16 protein-coding genes are annotated in these 16,466 nt (G+C 64.6%); 15 read left to right on the forward strand and 1 reads right to left on the reverse strand.

Annotated features, from left to right (window positions below):
* The 5 genes from AC30QB_RS16155 to AC30QB_RS16175 all read left to right on the forward strand — a co-directional run bounded on the left by AC30QB_RS16155 (position 1) and on the right by AC30QB_RS16175 (position 4,985).
* The gene (locus AC30QB_RS16155; RefSeq protein ID WP_489547270.1) at positions 1 to 657 is read left to right on the forward strand and encodes a MotA/TolQ/ExbB proton channel family protein; all 657 of its coding nucleotides are present in this window, start codon (positions 1 to 3) and stop codon (positions 655 to 657) included.
* A 46-nt stretch (positions 658 to 703) separates the two neighbouring features.
* A complete protein-coding gene (locus tag AC30QB_RS16160; protein ID WP_489547271.1) occupies positions 704 to 1,204 on the forward strand; it encodes an ExbD/TolR family protein in 501 nt (166 codons plus the stop codon).
* Between the two features lie 13 nt (positions 1,205 to 1,217).
* On the forward strand, positions 1,218 to 1,703 hold the full coding sequence (locus AC30QB_RS16165; RefSeq protein ID WP_489547272.1) for an ExbD/TolR family protein: 486 nt from the start codon (positions 1,218 to 1,220) through the stop codon (positions 1,701 to 1,703).
* Between the two features lie 2 nt (positions 1,704 to 1,705).
* Complete coding sequence (locus tag AC30QB_RS16170; protein ID WP_489547273.1) at positions 1,706 to 2,791, forward strand: TonB family protein; 1,086 nt, start codon at positions 1,706 to 1,708, stop codon at positions 2,789 to 2,791.
* 1,186 nt (positions 2,792 to 3,977) lie between these two features.
* Positions 3,978 to 4,985: a quinone oxidoreductase family protein gene (locus AC30QB_RS16175; RefSeq protein WP_489547274.1), complete on the forward strand. Its 1,008-nt coding sequence runs from the start codon at positions 3,978 to 3,980 to the stop codon at positions 4,983 to 4,985.
* A gap of 744 nt (positions 4,986 to 5,729) precedes the next feature.
* Here AC30QB_RS16175 and AC30QB_RS16180 read toward each other — a convergent pair.
* On the reverse strand, positions 5,730 to 5,999 hold the full coding sequence (locus AC30QB_RS16180) for a hypothetical protein (protein ID WP_489547275.1): 270 nt from the start codon (positions 5,997 to 5,999) through the stop codon (positions 5,730 to 5,732).
* A 66-nt stretch (positions 6,000 to 6,065) separates the two neighbouring features.
* Here AC30QB_RS16180 and AC30QB_RS16185 point away from each other — a divergent pair, with 66 nt between their 5' ends.
* From AC30QB_RS16185 to AC30QB_RS16230, 10 genes are all read left to right on the forward strand, one after another.
* Positions 6,066 to 7,169, forward strand: a complete 1,104-nt coding sequence (locus tag AC30QB_RS16185) for a sigma-54 interaction domain-containing protein (RefSeq protein ID WP_489547276.1) — start codon at positions 6,066 to 6,068, stop codon at positions 7,167 to 7,169.
* Positions 7,170 to 7,530: 361 nt separating this feature from the next.
* Positions 7,531 to 7,818, forward strand: coding sequence for a hypothetical protein (locus AC30QB_RS16190; RefSeq protein WP_489547277.1), 288 nt, complete (start codon positions 7,531 to 7,533; stop codon positions 7,816 to 7,818).
* Positions 7,819 to 7,855: 37 nt separating this feature from the next.
* Positions 7,856 to 8,446, forward strand: coding sequence for a Pvc16 family protein (locus AC30QB_RS16195; protein ID WP_489547278.1), 591 nt, complete (start codon positions 7,856 to 7,858; stop codon positions 8,444 to 8,446).
* A gap of 109 nt (positions 8,447 to 8,555) precedes the next feature.
* Entirely contained in the window at positions 8,556 to 9,467 is a 912-nt protein-coding gene (locus AC30QB_RS16200; protein WP_489547279.1) for a hypothetical protein, read from the forward strand.
* 46 nt (positions 9,468 to 9,513) lie between these two features.
* Positions 9,514 to 11,442, forward strand: a complete 1,929-nt coding sequence (locus AC30QB_RS16205) for a phage tail sheath subtilisin-like domain-containing protein (protein WP_489547280.1) — start codon at positions 9,514 to 9,516, stop codon at positions 11,440 to 11,442.
* Positions 11,443 to 11,455: 13 nt separating this feature from the next.
* The gene (locus AC30QB_RS16210) at positions 11,456 to 11,908 is read left to right on the forward strand and encodes a phage tail protein (protein ID WP_489547281.1); all 453 of its coding nucleotides are present in this window, start codon (positions 11,456 to 11,458) and stop codon (positions 11,906 to 11,908) included.
* A 4-nt stretch (positions 11,909 to 11,912) separates the two neighbouring features.
* Entirely contained in the window at positions 11,913 to 14,828 is a 2,916-nt protein-coding gene (locus tag AC30QB_RS16215; protein WP_489547282.1) for a phage tail sheath C-terminal domain-containing protein, read from the forward strand.
* A gap of 82 nt (positions 14,829 to 14,910) precedes the next feature.
* The gene (locus AC30QB_RS16220) at positions 14,911 to 15,372 is read left to right on the forward strand and encodes a phage tail protein (RefSeq protein WP_489547283.1); all 462 of its coding nucleotides are present in this window, start codon (positions 14,911 to 14,913) and stop codon (positions 15,370 to 15,372) included.
* Between the two features lie 8 nt (positions 15,373 to 15,380).
* A complete protein-coding gene (locus AC30QB_RS16225) occupies positions 15,381 to 16,241 on the forward strand; it encodes a CIS tube protein (protein WP_489547284.1) in 861 nt (286 codons plus the stop codon).
* A 27-nt stretch (positions 16,242 to 16,268) separates the two neighbouring features.
* The gene (locus AC30QB_RS16230; RefSeq protein ID WP_489547285.1) at positions 16,269 to 16,445 is read left to right on the forward strand and encodes a hypothetical protein; all 177 of its coding nucleotides are present in this window, start codon (positions 16,269 to 16,271) and stop codon (positions 16,443 to 16,445) included.
* Positions 16,446 to 16,466: the final 21 nt, after the last annotated feature.

Genomic DNA, 16,466 nt, shown 5'->3' on the forward strand with positions numbered 1-16,466 from the left:
ATGAGTACTCTCGATTTTGCCGTCAAGTTCTTCCAAGACAGCGGCGTTGCCATCTACTTCAGCATCGCCATCATGGCCGTCGGGCTGGCAATCGCCATCGAGCGATTCGTCTTCCTGCGACGCGCACGCAGCGAGAACCGCAAGCTGTGGGCCAAGGTGCTGCCCATGCTTCAGAGCGGCAGGTTCAAGGAAGTGCACAGCGCAGCCTCAGGCTCTGACGCTGCCATCGGCAAGATCGTCGCCAACGGGCTTGAACGTATGCAGAGCCCCGCACGTCGCGAAGAGATCGACGCTGCGATGGAAGAGGGCATGATGGAAATCGTGCCGCGCCTTGAAAAGCGCACTCACTACATCGCCACGCTCGCCAACGTGATCACCCTGGTCGGCTTGCTCGGCACCATCATCGGCTTGATCAAGGGCTTCACCGCCGTGGCCGCTGTCAACCCGGCCGAGAAGGCCGCGCTGCTGTCGGGTTCGATCTCGATCGCAATGAACAACACCGCTTTCGCTTTGTCAGTGGCCATTCCGTTCCTGCTGATCCATGCTTTCTTGCAAGCGCGCACCAGCGAGATCGTTGATGGCCTTGAAGCCGCGAAGATCAGCTTCCTCAACGTGACCGGGCGCTTGAAAGCTGAACAGCAAGCCGGTGCGCGCTGAGCATGTGCCGTCGCTCTGAAACTCATCTGCAACGGAAGGACTGACCATGCCTGTCCGCCGCCCGCGCAAACACGCGGTGCACCTGGAGGTCACCGCGTTCATCAACGTGATCGTGGTGCTGGTGCCGTTCTTGTTGTCGACCGCGGTGTTCTCGCACCTGGCGGTGTTGGAGCTTTCGTTGCCAGCGCAGAACTCGGGCGTCGAGCAACTCAAGGTCAACGACCTCAAGCTTGAGGTCGTGATCCGGCCCGATGGCCTCGACGTTGGCGACCGCATCGGTGGCTTGATCCAGCGCATTGCCACCACGCCGCAAGGCTACGACTTGGCCGCGCTCTCAGCCCTCATGCAGCAGATCAAGGCCAAGTTCCCCGACACCAAGGCCGCCAGCGTGCTCGCACAGCCCAACACCTCATACGACGTGTTGGTGCAAGTGATGGACGCCGTGCGTGAGGCCAAGCCAGCAGGTGCCACGGCCAAGACGCCAAACGTCGAGCTGTTCCCTGACATCTCGATCGGCGATGCGCCGATCAGCGCACCCAAGAAATAGGGAAGGGCCTCTTATGAAACTGACGCCGCTCCAAAAGCGCTCCGCACGCATGGCGCGCAATCAGTCGGGCCTCGACATGAACCTCGTGGCCTTGATCGACATCTTCACCATCCTGATCTTCTTCCTGATGTCGAGCACCGGCATCGAGACACTGACCAACGCGGCAGCGGTCAAGCTGCCGCAATCGACCGCCGAAAAAGCGCCGCGCCAGACCATCGTGGTGGCGGTGACTGACACCGACATCATGGTCGACGGCCGCAGGGTGGCCGGCGTGGCTGAAGTCAACGCGCAGCAAGGCGACCTGATTGCAGGCCTCAAAGCAGAGCTCGACCTGCTGGCGAGCCGCCAGGTGCTGGGCGAAGACAAAGACGGCAGCAGCAAGGCCGTGACCATCCTGGGTGACAAGAGCATTCCCTACAGCCTGTTGCGCAAGGTGATGTACACCAGCGCGCGCGCGAACTTCGTCGAGATCGCGTTTGCCGTGCAGAGGAAGACCTGACCATGGCTGCTGCCCTCGCCATCTCGTTCCGCCCTTCCGTGCTGGCCTGGGCCGGCGTGCCCGAAGACGACAAGCGCTACCGACGCATCCTCAACACGGTGCTGATTGTGGTGGCCGTGTTGTGCCTGATCCTGCTGCTGATGCCCACGCCCCAGATCGATCGGGCCAAGCCGGCAGAGCTTCCGCCCCGCCTGGCAAAGCTCATGCTCGAACGCGAGCCCCCACCACCACCCAAGCCCGTGGCCAAGAAGCCTGACGTGGCCAAGGAAGAAGACACCAAGCGGCCTGGCACGCCGGAGCCCATCAAGCCCGAGCCGCCGAAGAAAGCTGCCGCGGTTCCCGAGGCGCGCGTGCCGCAGCCGAACAAGCCGCCGGGCGAAATCGAAGGCGCCAGACGCAAGGCGGCTGGTGTAGGCCTGCTCGCCATGAAGGACACCTTGGCCGAGATGCGTGGCGCCCCCACGGCAGTGCAGCTGGCCCCCGTCAAGCAAGGCCCTGGTGTCGGGGCTGGCGTGGGTGTGGGCGTCGGCGCAGGCACCGACCAAGGCACACCCGACCGCGCAATGATCACGTCCAACGCGGCCGGTGGCAGCGGCGGCCTCAACACCGCGGCCTACAGCCGTAACACCGGTGGCGGTGGCTTGGCCGGCCGTGCGACCACCTTGGTCGAAGGCGTAGCCGGCGGCGGCGGCGGCGGGGGTGCAGGCGGCGGCGGTGCGGGCGGCACAGGCGCCGGCTCGGGTCAGGGTGGTGGCGGTGGCAAGGGCGGCACGCTGCAACGCGCTGCAGGTGGCAAGGCCTCACGCTCGATCGAAGACATACGCCTCGTCTTCGAGCGCAACAAGGGCTCGATCTACGCCATCTACAACCGCGCACTGCGCGACGACCCGGCTCTGCAAGGCAAGATCGTGCTCAAGCTCACCATCGCGCCCTCGGGCGAGGTGACCGACGTGCGCATTGAGTCGAGTGAACTCAAGTCGCCAGAGCTGGAACGCAAGCTCTTGGCTCGCATCAAGCAGTTCGACTTCGGCTCCAAGGCGGTCGAGCCGATGGTGGCAACTTATCCGGTGGACTTCTTGCCGTCTTGAGGTGTGAGAGTTGCTGCAAGAGAAAAGGCCTGCACTTTTATGCAGGCCTTTTTTTATGGATGGCTTCTCGACCTGGGCTCGAACCAGGGACCTACGGATTGACAGTCGTGCTTTGCGGGGTTCATGGGATGTTCTGGAATTTCTTGGGATGCCATAAAGTTCATGTAAATCAGCAGGTTACGGAAAAAGTTTGTTCCAGGCGATTTCCGCCGAAAGCATCCGATTTCAGTATTTTTCGGACACGTGTTCGGACACGGAAACTGCCAGATGCCTCTTTTGACCGTCAGAGCCATCGACGCTCACAAGCCGAAGGCGGAGCCTTACAAGCTCACGCTGGACCGCGGTTTGCAGCTGCGCATCGCCCCTGATGGCGCGCGCACGCTCCTGGAAGCGCAGAGCGAAGGACGGCCTGCCGTTGAAGGCCCGCACGCGTACCGACTATCTGGCGATGCTTGATGGTGCGTGCGGTGTTTCGTTGGCATGGCGTCGTCGTTCCCGACAACCCATTGGGCCGTGACAGCGCCGGCCGTGATCGCATCATCCTGACCATCGGGTGGTGCGCTGAAGAAGATGCTGAGTCACGCCGCTGGCGAGGACGTGACGCTGGGGCATTACGTTGGCAAGAGCGAGACGCTGTTGCGAGCGGCTTGGCAGACGGTCGCTGATTTCAACGACGCTGCCTCGGCCAGCGATGCTGAGCCGGTGCTTGCAGCTTGGGCGGATTCCAAAATTTGCGCTCAGGGCAGCGTGTCCCGGCCGGGCCTCGCGAAAGCTCTGAGGGCTGCGCCGCGGACACGCGCCAAGCCGGTCACGCGCAAACCAAAGTAGATCGCTAGAAACGCGCAGTGCTTTTGGTTCCTTTAAGAAAAAGACACCACTGGCATTGCGAGAAGACCCCGATGAAGGGCTCCCGTAGGTACGAAAACTCGGTGCGGCTATTGGGCAATACGCTTCGACGTCGGCAAGCATCTCGCGCAACACATCTCCGGCTCAGTGTGGCGTCTATAGGAGGGAGTCGATCACTTTTGATTTTGCGCCGACTACGCGTCCGTCATCCACGCAATCCAGGAGTTTGCGACTCTATGATTGGTGTGGTCGCATCATCCATTGCGAATCAGAGCCGCCGTAGCCAGCGCGGACGCACGGATTTGGCCCACCGACTCAATCCTGACTGAAGGTCAGCCCCATGAAAGCAATTGTCCTTCTCGCAGCCGGAGGTACTGACCAGTTTCGGCTCGTCGATGTGCCCACACCAGCGCTTCGGCGCGGCGATGTGCGCATCAAGGTCAAGTCGATAGCGTTCAATCCGGTCGACTGCCAAGTTCGGCAGCACCTGCCAGCAAACGGCCCGATCGGCTCGAACATTCTGGGCCGCGACTTGTGCGGCGTCGTCGAGGCCGTGCACGACGACGTGACCGAATTCAGCGTGGGCGACGATGTCTATAGCTATGTTTGCAAACTGGCCAGCAGCGGCACCTATGCCGAGTACGTGTGCGTACCGAGCGAACTGGTCGCCAGGAAACCTCGCCAGCTTACGCACGATCAGGCAGCGGCAGTACCGGTCGCCGGAATCACCGCGATGCTCGCTTTGCAGAAGTGCCGGATCGACGCATCCAAATCACTCTTTGTCGCAGGGGGTGCTGGCGGCGTCGGAACGTTTGCCATTCGCCTCGCCTTGCACAATGGACTCAGGCGGCTCGTAACGACTGCGGGCAGCGCGAGCAGCCGCGCCCACCTGATTCAAGAATGTGGGCTGAAGAGCGATCAGATCGTCGACTACCGTAGCGCCGACTTTGTCGGCGAGAGCCTGGCGATCAACCGCGGAGCCTTCGACGCCGTGGTGGATCTAGTGGGCGGGCCGATGCTTTCCGCTGCCTGCGCGATACTTGCAGTGGAGGGCGATCTCGCCTCCGTCGTTGAAACGCCGACCCACAAAGATTTCGAGCGATTGTTCGAACTGAACGCGTCGTTTCACGCAATCGGCGCACATGCTTATTCGCTGGCCCCGGACCGCGCCTACTGGCGCCGATACCGATCGATGCTAACGGAGCTTGCGAACCTCTTCGACGACGGCCTTCTGCGCCCACCCTGCATCAGCCATGTCGGCTCCTTTTCGGTGGATACGGTCAAGCGAGCTCACGAACTGCTGGAGCGATCCGCCGTCCATGGAAAACTGGTGATGTCGGGCCCTTGAGCGGCAGCCTTTCCGACTTGGCCTACACGAGCTAGAACCGCATGTCGGTATGCCATTGTTAGAAACGAAGTGGTCGCGTCCTGATCTACTCAGGACAGCGTCTCGCGGTACTTTCGACGCGACGCTTAACACCTCCTCGAGGCGCATCTAAGTTCGGCTTTCCGATTCAGGAGGCCAAAATGCATACAACACCTCTCGAATGTATGTGTTCGTATGTCCGGACCCCCGACCAGTCTGCCGCGACCCGTAGTCAAAGGCGCCGTAAGCGCGCGGGCATCACATCGCCGACGCGGATCGTCACTATGTGGCGCACAGCTTCAGCGTCTACGCGAAGTCCGGAACAATGAAGAGCGTGGCATTCGAGGCAAAAGGCATGATCTCCACGCAGTTCATCCTTACACCCACCGGTTGGAAGATGAGCGCAATGGCTTGGGACGACGAGCGTCCCGGCTTGTCAGTGTCTACGACCTGAACTGGAATCAAAATCATGGCAGGCAGATCGCGCTTCGAACATGACGCCTTCCATCGACCCGACAGTCAACATCAAACTTCGATTAATGGACGCCCGCCGGTGGGCCTGGAGCGTTCCGAATTACCAGCGGGTTTTTCAACGGAATAGGTTGATTGTGTGAGTTCGCGAATCAGGTTCGATCCGCGAACAGCCTCGTGAGACTTCACATCTAGGGATAGCCAACCCCAGCGCGTACGCACACGATGCAGGTCTGGTTTGGACGCTTCGTGCTTTCAATCCAGAAGCGCAAGGTGAGGGACGCCGGGATCGAGGATGAACCCATCATGAAAAATGAAGTCGACCGATCTCGGTGCATCGTCGTCAGCGCAGAAGGGAAGAGCGAGGCCGAACGCCGCGTCTGCGAAGCGCTGAGCTTGGTGGGTGGCATTTCGGTCGAGAGCCAGCAACTGTTCACCGACGACCTGGCATGTTCCCGACCCGACGTTTTCTTTTTTCTGGCCCATGGGTTCGCGCAGAAGTGCCTGCTGGGCCAGATCGCCCATGCGCGTGCTGCGTGTCCCTGTGCGGCCATCCTGGTGGGAGGTGCGGGGCTGAGTGCCGATGACATCATGTCCTTGATGGCCGCGGGCGCTTACGACTACGTGACCGTTCCTTCTGCGCCTGAAGAACTGGTGGCCCGCGTGCTGCGTGCCCTGGGCGCCGTGCCATCGCAGCCTCTCGCCGCACCGCAGCGCCCACCTGGTGTGCGAATCCGAAACTTCATCTACGCCAGCGAGGCCTTTGGGCGTCTCGCGGCCAGATTGCCAACGATCGCCGGGTGCGACGCCAACGTTCTGATCCTCGGTGAAACCGGCACGGGCAAAGAGGTGTGCGCGCAAGCCGTTCACTACCTGTCAGCGCGCAGTTCGCGGCCTTGGGTTGCCGTCAACTGCGGCGCGATCCCGGTGGATCTGGTTGAAAACGAATTGTTCGGGCACGTGAAGGGCGCTTACACCACCGCACACACCGGCCGCTGCGGCCTGGTGCGAGAGGCAGAAGGCGGCACCCTGTTTCTCGATGACGTCGACTGCCTGCCCTTGGCTGCACAAGCAAAACTCTTGCGCTTCTTGCAAGAAGGCGAGTACCGCCCTGTCGGATCCAACACCGTCATGCGGGCCGACGTGCGGGTGCTGGCGGCCAGCAACTGCAGCCTCAACGCACTCGCAATGCAGGGCCGCTTTCGGCAGGACCTGTACTTTCGATTGAACGTGTTGAACCTGAGCTTGCCGCCGCTGCGGGAACGCAGCGACGACATTCCGGTGCTGGCGCTGCATTTCATGCAGCAGTTCTCTCGCCAATTCAGCCGGGCCGTCGCCGCTTTGTCGCCCAGCGCGCTGCGCAAGCTGTTTGCACACGACTGGCCTGGCAACGTGCGCGAACTCAAACACGTGATCGAGCGCGCCGTGTTGATGTGCAGCGGGCCGGTGCTGCTCGGTGACGACATTGAAATCGATCTGGGCAGTGCCCAGACGGTGGGGGAAGACTGCTTTCGCACAGCCAAGGCCCGGGTGATCGAGAACTTCGAGCGCGGCTATCTGGAGAAGCTGCTCGCAGCCCACAGTGGCAACGTCACGCACGCGGCAAAGGCCGCCCAGAAAGATCGACGCGCCTTCTTCGAGTTGATGCGCAAGCACCAGCTCGCACCACAGAGCTTTCGCGCTATCAACATCTGAGCCTGAGCCTGAGCCTGAGCCTGAGCCGCGCCCTGGCTCTACGGCCTGCTTTGGCCGACGCTCTGCCATTCCCGCGTTTTTATAACCTTTGGTCGTGGCACGTTTGATGCGGCCGCTTTGGTCGCGTTAATGCGTGCGTGCGTCCACCAGGACAAAAGCTCGCAGCACGCGGACAAAAAGAGCCTGGTGCCACTCACCGGGTGATCGCCCGCGCTGCAGCATTTATCGGCGCGAAGGCATGGACAAATTTGTCCCGGCTCGGTGGTGCGCCAAAGAAGCGATTCCCTTGTGAATCAACGGCTTGGCGTTGACGGGCCACCTGGTACGCAGCTTGCGCTCTATCAGGCCACAGGTGACGCGCATGGACGACGACAGCATCTCGTTGCGTTGGCTCGTGGGAACACTGGCTTTGTATCTGTGCGCCCACCCGTTCGCTTGCGATTCGGCCGAGGGCATACAGCACTGGTGGTTGGAAACCGAGGTAGCAATGGACAACTTGATGGCAGCGTTGGCGTGGATGCGGGTTCACCAAGCGATCGAAGAGTTGCGCGCGGCCGATGGGCATGTGCGCTACCGGCGCCTCGCCACGGTCGAGCAACTGAGTGCATTGATCGTGCGCATGGGCATCACGCCCGCGGGTGGCGCGTGATGTCGGCAGAACTCCACTTGCCAGGCTGAGAACCTTCATGGCCAACCACCGCGCGATCGCCGCTGCCAGCACAGCTTTGGCGGGCCTGATACGTGACCACTATCCACGCGACGAGTTCGGCTCCGGGCTGGAAGTACAGCTGTACCAGATGCGCGATTTCGCAACGCCGATGCAAGACGGTTTTTCGGTCTGCCTTTACCGCATCTCGGTCAACGGCGCCGTGCGCAACCTGACGCTTCGGCGCTCCGCCGACGGTCGGCGTTTTCGGCCCTCACTGCCGCTCGATCTGCAATACATGATCACGCCCTGGGCTCAAGACGCCGAGATGCAGCAACGCATGCTCGGCTGGGTGATGCGCATGATGGAGGACACCGGCACGCTGAGCGCTGGGCATCTGAACCACTACATCGCCGAGACCGACACCTTCGCTTCACACGAGGCGCTGGATCTGGTCTGCGACCCGCTGTCGCTGACCGACTACCTGACCCTGTGGGACCGCCTGCAGCCGCGGCTGCCGGCCTCGGCCACCTACACGCTGCGCATGGCCTTCATCGACTCCGACGTCCAGGTGGACGACGGTGCCGCAGTGCAAAGCCGCCGCTTCGATGTGCGCGAGGTGGTCAAGTGAACTCATGCGCGAGCACTGATCGCTGCCGGTCCGAGCGCCGGGCCGCTCCCAAGCCGGACCGGACCCCCTCGGGAGGTCGGTCGACGTACTCATCGGACGAGGGGCAGACATGATCCTCGCCAACCGCCGCCTTGAAGAGCTGGCTCGGCATGCTGTCATCGGTGTGCGCTTTTGGGACGTGGCGCGCGGTAGCGCCGCGGTCAGTGGTCTCACGGTCGAGGTGTTCCCGCGCCTCAACCCGCGCGCGCGCAAGCCCATGTTGTCCAACCCGAGCAACATCTACGTGGCCCATGTCGTGTCGGGCCTGCGGGATTTCGAGTTCTCCGAGACCGACCCGCCCGAGTTGTGGAGCCAGCCTGAAGCAGCCTTGCGTGCCTACCGCATCGAAGTGCGCGATCCGCAGGATCGTTTTCTGCCGATCGCCTTCGACGCCGACCTGCCGCAGCCCAGCCTGTTGACCTGGAACGCACCCTGGCTCTCGCCTCCGCAGCCGATTCCGACGCCCGGCACCTCGGGCTCGCCGCCTCAGTTGATGCTGGAGCGCATACCGCTGTTCTCTTCACCCAGCCGCGGGTTGCCCGATGCGCTGGCCGTGGTCTACGCGCAGATGCGGGAGCCACTCACCGAACGCCCGGCGGCCTGGGCTTTTCTCGGTGTGTCCATTGAAGGTGAAAGGCGCGGCATCGGCCTGGCCGACCCAGAGGGACGCGTGGCCGTGATGTTCCCGTACCCCGAGCCGCCGCGCCAGGCGCTGGCCTCACCACCCGAGGCGCGCAGCGACTTCAGCTGGCCGCTCGACCTCGAGGTGTTCTGGTCTGCCGCGTCGCCAGTCACCGACCCGCCGCCCGAGATTCCCGACCTGGCCCTGCTGCTGGCGCAGCTTGAGGCGCCGGGCACCGTCAACGACGTCGTCTTTTCGCCGCCGGCGATTCGCCGCCTGGCTTACCGCGTGCCGCTGACGGCACGCACACAAGGCGCGGCTCCCGCAGACGCGTCCTGGCTTTCCGTGTCTGCGGCATGAAGGCATGCCATGAGCCCTTTTGCACCCAACCGCCTGGAGAACCGATATGCCTGAGTACTTAGCCCCGGGAGTCTTCGTCGAGGAGGTGTCGTTCCGCTCCAAGTCGATCGAAGGCGTGAGCACGACCACCACCGGCTTTGTCGGCCCCACACGCTACGGGCCGCTCGACATCGAGCCCGAGATCATCACCAGCCTGGTCGAGTTCGAGCGCACCTATGGGGGTCGCGAGCGCCTCGACTACGCCGACGCCGGCGAGATCGACAACTACATGTGGCACGGTGTGCGCGCGTTCTTCGAAGAAGGTGGCAAGCGCCTCTACGTGAGCCGCGTCTTCACACCCACCGACGAGGAGGACGCCTGGTCGGGCCACGCCAGCGGCAGCCTGCCAGGCAGCCCGGCGCCGCTGACCGTGTTCGCGCGCTTCCCTGGCCGCGCGGGCGATGCCCGCGTCAGCTTCATCTTCAAGGCCGGGCAGAGCGTGCTGATCACCGACGGCGCCACGCCTGGCGTGCGCTCGCTGATGCACCGCGACGTGGTGTGGATCCGCCCCAGCGGCACCGTCTCTCCGCCGCCGTCGCCGGCGGTTGTCGAGGGCTACTACCTTGCGCTGCAAGACGCCGTCAACGAGACCTGGGCCTTCTCGCTCACCGGCGACGACATCGCCACCGCCGAGCTGCAGCTGGCCCAGCTGACGCCGGGTGCATATGAGATGCGCATCATCACCGTCGTCGTCAACGTGGCGCCACTGGCGGGCAGCGTGGGCCCGTTCACCTCGCCCGAGCTGCCGCTCGACCCGGCACACGAACGCGCGGGCAGCCCCGATTCGCTGTTCGACTACTTCTCCGAAGAGCCCGCTAGCTTGACGCGTGCGCGCACGCTGCCCATCGTTTTCCGCGCTGCCGACATTGCCGGCTTCAACACCGGTGTCGAGCTGTTGACGGCCTTCTTCAATGCCGACCCCAACGCGGCCCTCTCACCGCCGGCCGGCTTGCAGCAGGCGCTCGAAAACCTCGACAGCTCGGGCACCGAGCGCAGCCTGTCCATCGTGCTCAGCGATGGCAATGACGGCGACCGACCGCAGGCTGACGAGTACGCCGGCCTGGTCAACCCGGTCAACGACCGCAAGACCGGGTTGGTGGCGTTCGAAGACCTGGAAGACATCTCCATCGTGGCCGCACCGGGCTCGACCTTCCGCTACGAAGACGCCGGCTACGGCCCCACCGCGCGCACCATCGTGCGGGGGCTGATCCGCCACGCCGAGCGCATGAAGTACCGCATCGCGGTGATCGACTGCGGCGACGACCAGGCCATCAGCGAGGTGCGTGCGATGCGTGCCCAGCTCGACTCGACCTACGGCGCGCTCTACTACCCGTGGATACGCGTGCTGGACCCGCTGACGCAGCGCGAGATCCATGTGCCGCCCTCGGGTTTTGTGGCCGGCATCTATGCGCGCAACGACGTCAACCGCGCTGTTTACAAGGCACCGGCGAACGAGGTGGTCAACCTGGCGCTCGGCTTCGAGCGCTTCCTCAACAAGTCGCAGCAAGAAGTGCTCAACCCGGAAGGCATCAACTGCTTTCGTTACTTCGAAGGCCGCGGCATGCGGCTGTGGGGCGCGCGCACCATCAGCTCCGACCCGGAGTGGAAGTACGTCAACCTGCGGCGCTACTTTGCCTACGTCGAGCGCTCCATCGACAAGGGCACGCAGTGGGCCGTGTTCGAGCCCAACGGCCCGCAGCTGTGGGCCAACGTGCGCCGCACGATCGAAGACTTCTTGCTCAACGAATGGCAGACCGGGGCGCTGCTGGGCGACAAGCCCGACAAGGCCTTCTTCGTCAAGTGCGACCGCTCGACCATGTCGCAAAACGACCTGGACAACGGCCGCTTGATCTGCCTCGTGGGCCTGGCGCCGCTGCGCCCCGCCGAGTTCGTCATCTTCCGCATCGGCCAATGGACGGCCGACCGCAAAGTCTGAACAGGAGCCGACCATGGCCGAATTGCGAGACCGCCCTTATGTGCAGTTCAACTTCCTCGTCGACTTGGGGGACGGCAACACCGAAGGCCCGCAAGCCGGGTTTCAGGAGCTGAGCGGCATTGGCATGGAAGTGACGGTGTCGGAGTACCGCACCGGCAATGCACGCGAGAACAGCGTGATGAAGATCACCGGCATGAACAAGTCGACCGACGTCACCATGAAGCGGGGCGTGATCGGTTCGCTCAACCTCTACACCTGGCTCGATCAGATCCGCAACGGCGACCAGAACGCGATGCGCACGGTCGTCATCCATCTGCAGAACGAAGATCACACGCAGATCGTGCAGACCTGGAAGCTGCTGCGCGCCCGCATCATCAAGCACACCAGCGGGCCGTTCAACGCCAAGGGCACCGACGTGGCGATGGAAGAACTGGTGCTGGCCTACGAACGCCTCGAAATGGAGTGAACGGGTGGCCACTGATCTCGCCCGCCGCCTGCCCGGCATCCGTGTCGACGTCGCACCGCCTGCAGCGGTCGAGGCCTTGCCACGCATGGACGTTGCCGTCTTCGTCGGCTTCGCCTCTACCGGCCCGCTGCACCTGCCGGTGGCGGTGGAAAGCGTGGCGCAGTACGCCGCGGTGTTCGGCGCCGATGCGCCGCTGGCTTGGGACGAGCAGCGTGGCGAGCGTGTCTGGGCTCACCTCGGCCCCGCAGTGCGAGCCTTCTTTGCCAACGGCGGGCGGCGCTGCTGGGTGCTGCGTGTGGCGCGCACGGTGCCGATCGAGCGTGAGCGCGGCGCGGGGCCCGATCTGAACAGCGTGGCGGTCAGCAACCGCTTCGCAGTGCCCGGTGTGCTGGCCTTGCCGCTGGGTGCGCAGATGCAGTCGGCCGTGTCGTCCACACGCTGCGAGGGCTCGTGGTCGGATCGTTTGCGCGTGGGCTGCGCGCTTGCCAGCCGCGGCCTGGCACTGAGTGATTGGGCGGCCTCCTTGTTGCCAGGCGCCAACCGCTTTTCATTCCGCACCCGCTTCGCGCTGCGCACCGGCGACCTGCTGCAACTGGGCAGCAGCGAAGCGCTGTGCGCCTATGCTGTCGTCGACAGCGTCGTGGTGCTTCCCACTGCGGCGGGGCCGTACCACGTTGAAGTTCACACCGTGGCGGCCTTCGAACGGCTGCACGGCCTCGCCTCGCCGAGCGCGATCGCGGGCACGGCCAGCGTGACCGGCTTCGCCGATGCGCTGGCAGCCACCTGGCTGGGCGACGACCCGTCGAACCCGCTCGACAGCGATGCGCCACCGTCGCAACTGCTGCAGTTTGACGACCCGGTGCCCTCCAGCCTGGAGATCGGCCACTGGGCGCGTTTCAGCGACGGCGTGGACACGGGCTGGCTGCGCATTGACCGCATCGAGCGCAGCCCCGTTTTCATCGGCAGCCCGCCGGCGATGTCGAGTGCGCTGATCCACGCCGCCGTGAGTGGCCCAGCCTGGCGCGAGCTGGGTGCTGGCCTGCCAGTGGCGCTGGGCGCGATCACGCAGGCCCGGCAGCTTGACCTCGACCTGCGTGTGGCCGGTGGCAGCGAGCAGGCGTTTCGCCTGGCCGGCATTGGCCTGACGCCGGCACACCGCACGAGCTTCTGGAGCCTGCAGCGCGATGCCGACTTCTACCGCCAACGCGACGACCAAGCACCTGCCGCACCCGCCGAGCTGCCGCGTTTTCCGCTCGCGCCACTGGCCGAGCCGGTGCCGCTGGCTTGGCTGCCGCTCGGGGTGGAGGTGGCTTACAGCGCCATGCTGTCGCCGCTGCCGCAGGCTGCCAGCGCGCTGGAACGCGACGGCCTGGCCAGCTTTGATGAAACCCTCTTCCTCGACCCCGAGCTCGCGGGTGATGGCGCCGCGGCCTTGATTGCCCACGCCGATGACATCCGCCTCATTCGCAGCACCCCGCGCGCGCTGTTGGGCTTGCACGCCGTGCTCGGCATCGGTGCCGGCGGGCTGTTCAACGAGGCCAGCCTGCTCGCCATCCCCGATGCCATTCACCTTGGTTGGCAGCTGCGCATCGACCCACCGATGGACCCCTCAGAGCCCGTGCCAGGCGATGCGCCCGACCACTGGGGCACGCACCGCGGGCCGTGCGCATCACAGACGCCCGCACCCGATGAAGGCCCGGACTTCGGCGTTTTCATTGACTGCGGCACGCGACTCCTGGCTGCGCCCGTGTTGATGGGCCCGATCGCCCCGGTGCCGCCCGGGCCCTACCGGCTCAGCTGGACCAACAGCGAACCCGGCGCCACCTACAGCCTGATCGAAGCCCAGGCGGCAGATTTCAGCGACGCGCGCGAGGTCTACCGTGGCCTCGCCACCGAGCACACGGTGTTTGCCGACCGCGAAGGCATCTATCGCTACCAGGTATTCGCCTGGGTGGGTGACGACCGCAGTGCGGGCTCCAACGCCGTCACGGTACGGGTGCGCCAGAACGAGTGGGTGCAAGCGAACGAAGACACCGCCGCCCTCGACCGCGAAGACGGCTGGCTCGCGGTGCAGCGCGCTGCGCTGCGCATGGCGCTTGCCAGCGGTGATCTGTTCGTTGCGCTGGCGATGCCACGCCACTTCCGCACGCCGCAGGCACTGCGTTATGCGGCGCGTTTGCGTGCCGTGCTGCAGCCGCCATCCGTCGGCGATGCGGGTGCGTTCGGCTTTGACGAGGCGCGTGCCTTGTCACACGGCGCGCTGTACTTTCCGTGGGCCCAGTCTGACGTGCGCGAAGTGCTGCCCGACAGCGACCCCGTCGCCCGCAACGCCTTGCGCACGCCGCGCGTGGTGCCGCCCGATGGTGTGGCCATGGGTGTGCTGGCCTCGCGCGCCACGCTGCGCGGCGCCTGGATCGCCCCAGCCAACCAAGCCATGAAAGACGTGGTGGCCCTGGCACCCCCGGTGCGCGCCGCCGACCGACAGGCGCTGCAAGACGCACAAATCAACCTGCTGCGCGCCGACCCACGCGGCTTCTTCACGCTCTCGGCCGACACGCTGTCGCTCGATGTGGATTTGCGCCCGATCAACGTGCGCCGCTTGTTGATCTTGTTGCGGCGCCTGGCGCTGCGGCGTGGCATGGCTTATGTGTTCGAGCCCAACGGCGCCGAGCTGCGCCGCTCTGTGCAGCGCAGTTTCAATGCCTTGATGACCGATTTGTTTCGGCGTGGCGCGTTTGCCGGGGCCACGCCCTCGCAGTCGTTTCGTGTCGTCACCGACGACACCTTGAACACGCCGCAAGACCGCGACGCGGGCCGCTTCATCGTCGAGCTGCACGTGGCACCGGCGCTGCCCATGCGCTTCATCGCCGTGCGGCTGGCGCAAACGGGCGAGCGGCTCAGCGTGGTGGAGGAACTTTGAAGATGGACTACCCCCACGTTCACGTCGTTCACTGCCCCCCGAGGGGGCGCTCAATGCCCTTCGGGCGGCCGGGCGGTCATTGATGAGCGGCCCCCAGTACCCCTTCACCGCGTTCAACTTCGCGGTCGAGATCAACCGCGGCGAAGAGGCCAAGCCACTGGTCAGCGCCGCGTTCTCCGATTGCGACGGCCTGGAGCTGAGCATGGAGGTCAAGACCATCCGCGAGGGCGGCTCCAACGACCGGCAGATCCGCCTGAACGGCCCGGTGGCACTCGGCCAGCTCACGCTCAAGCGCGGCATGACCGACAACTTCGACCTCTGGCACTGGTTCCAGGACAGCGTGGCCGACCCGCGCCTGCGCGCTCACGTCGAGGTGGTGATGTTTGCCAACGACGGTGCCACGGTGTGCGCGAGCTTCCAGCTTTCGCGTTGTGTGCCGGTGAAGCTGAAGGCGCCGGCGCTGAGTGCGCGCGACGGCCAGGTCGCGATCGAGGAATTGCAGGTCGCCTACGAGACGCTGCGCTTCAACGGCATCAACCCCTGAGGACCACCATGGCAGCCCTGACCCGCGCCAAGCTGACCGAACTCGACCAGGATCTCGAGACCGACAAACCCGGTGCCGAGCCGGTGGAGGTGCAGTTCAATCCCGAGACGCTGAAGGTCACCTTCGCCAACGAAATCAAGCAACCCGAAGGCGGTGACCAGAAGGCCGGTACCAGCGGCCGCCAGTTTGTCGGCGCGGGCACCACCAAGCTGGCGATCCAGTTGTGGTTCGACGTGACCGCGATGGAAAAAGACGCCGTCGACGACGTGCGTCGGCTCACCTCCAAGGTCGTGTACTTCATGACCCCGCAAGACTCGACCGAAGACCCGGCCAAGAAGGCGCCACCCGGCGTGGCCTTCCAGTGGGGAACCTTCATCTTCAAGGGCATGGTCGAGTCGTTGGAGGAGTCGCTCGAATACTTCTCGCCCGACGGCAAGCCGCTGCGGTCGAGCATCAGCCTGACGCTGACGCAGCAGAAGATCCTGGTCAGCGAGTTCAAGACCGACGGCAAGGTGGAGGTGCGCCCCGGTCACAAGCCGCCTGGCCACGCGCCGCTGAAGGCCGCGAAGCAAGGCGACTCGCTGCAAAACATGGCCGGCCAGAACAAGAAGGGCGATTGGCAAAGCATCGCCGCCGCCAACGACATCGAAGACCCGCTGCGCATGGCGCCGGGGCAACTGGTGAACCTCAACGCGTCGCTTTCGGTCGGCGGCTCTTCGTTCGGCGCATCGGGCGGGGTGTCGTTCGGCAGCTCTTTCGGAGGTTCTTCCAGCGGCTCTTTCGGGGCATCGGCCGGCGCCTCGGCGGGGGCCTCCGGTGGCCTCAACGCTTCGCTCGGCGGCGCCAGCGCGTCGCTCTCCATCGGCTGATCACACACATTCACAAGGGAGCGTTCAATGGGTTCCGTCGTCATCAATGATTTCGAGGTGTTGCGCGAGGCTCAGCCGGCAGCCGCCGGCGGCCAGACAGCCGCCAACGGCAGCAGCGCCACGCCTGAGCCGTTGGAGCCGCAAGAGGTGAAAGACGTGCTGCAGCGATTGCAAGCCGAAGCCTTGCGCGTGTGGGCCCACTGACACCTCGAACTGGACGCCGCA

This window comes from Rhizobacter sp., from assembly GCF_046595475.1.
In the GTDB taxonomy this organism is placed as follows: Bacteria; Pseudomonadota; Gammaproteobacteria; order Burkholderiales; family Burkholderiaceae_C; genus Rhizobacter.